At 65.5% G+C, this 223-nt stretch carries 1 protein-coding gene; it reads right to left on the minus strand.

Annotation, left to right across the window (positions count from 1 at the left end; translation table 11 throughout):
• Positions 1-223, minus strand: a 223-nt coding sequence (locus tag E4K09_RS26720) for a class I tRNA ligase family protein (RefSeq protein WP_134500665.1), incomplete at both ends; no start/stop codon positions are given.

Raw genomic sequence — 223 nt, forward strand, 5'->3', positions numbered from 1 at the left:
TGCGGTCGACGAGGCCCGCCTCGAGGAAATCGAGGAACATGCGCTGCTGGTGCTTGTAGTAGCTCGGATCGCAGGTGGCGACCTCGCGGCTCCAGTCGAGCGACAGGCCCATGGATTGCAGCTGGGCGCGCATGGTGGCGATGTTGGCGTAGGTCCATTCCTTGGGGTGGACCTTGTTCTGCATGGCGGCGTTCTCCGCCGGCATGCCGAAGGCGTCCCAGCC

Origin of the sequence: Microvirga pakistanensis (genome assembly GCF_004458765.1) — a bacterium.
Lineage (GTDB): Bacteria > Pseudomonadota > Alphaproteobacteria > Rhizobiales > Beijerinckiaceae > Microvirga > Microvirga pakistanensis.